Annotated in this window: 1 pseudogene; it reads right to left on the bottom strand. The window is 59.6% G+C overall.

The annotated features are described in order from the left end of the window. Nucleotides 1-225: 225 nt before the first annotated feature. Nucleotides 226-682: pseudogene (locus IVA92_RS22520) on the bottom strand (IS110 family transposase); the annotation flags it as partial. Nucleotides 683-857 lie beyond the last annotated feature (175 nt).

Below are 857 nucleotides of genomic sequence, written 5' to 3'. Positions count from 1 at the left end.
CGGCGAGAGCCGTGGCCGTAATGGGACCGATCCCGGGAATCGAGGACAGCAACTTCGCGATCGGTTTACTTGCTGGATCCAGCCAGTTCGCGCTCGATGGCCTCGACCTGCCGGTCCAATTCCTTCCAGTTGGCTCACAAGGACGGCCAGTGCGATACGGGCGTGCGCCGGTAGCGTCAGTTCTTGGTCATCCAACAAGTCCACTAGACCATCCACCCGTTGCCGGCCTTGCCCGACAATGATTCCGAACTCAGCAAAGTGAGCCCGAATGGCGCAAGCTGTCATGGTGCGTTGGCGGACCAGCAAGCCTCTTGCACGATGAAGCATCAAGAAGCCCTGGTTCTCGGCGCTCTTGATTGGAACGAACCGCATATTGGGACGACTGACCGCTTCGCAGATCGCGGCCGCGTCAGCGGCGTCATTCTTGGCTCCTCTTCGTAGGTAGGGTTTAACATAGGCTGGCGGAATCAACCTGACATCGTGTCCAAACTGCCGAATCTCCCGCGCCCAGTGGTGAGCAGTCGCCAGGCTTCGATGCCGACCAGGCAAGGTGCGAGCGAGGAGAAGAACGACACGATCTCGCCTCGCCGGAGACGTTGGCGACCGGCCACTTGGCCTTGGTCATCAACTGCATGGATCTGAAAAGCTTCGAAATGTCCAACCCAATTGTGGCGGCTTCCATTGGTCAATTGCTCCTGTTAGCGGGTTCGTCCATCGCCAGTATATCGCCGGCGCCAATGGAGCGGGGCCGTCTTCCCCATCAACGGCCGGCTGCGGGATGAACTGTTGAACGAGACGTTGTTCACCTCGCCGCCCAGGCCCGCGTCACGTTTGGATGCTGACGGGCCGATTACAAC

Origin of the sequence: Bradyrhizobium sp. 154 (genome assembly GCF_023073875.1) — a bacterium.
In the GTDB taxonomy this organism is placed as follows: Bacteria; Pseudomonadota; Alphaproteobacteria; order Rhizobiales; family Xanthobacteraceae; genus Bradyrhizobium.
This window is presented reverse-complemented; position numbering and strand designations above follow the sequence as displayed.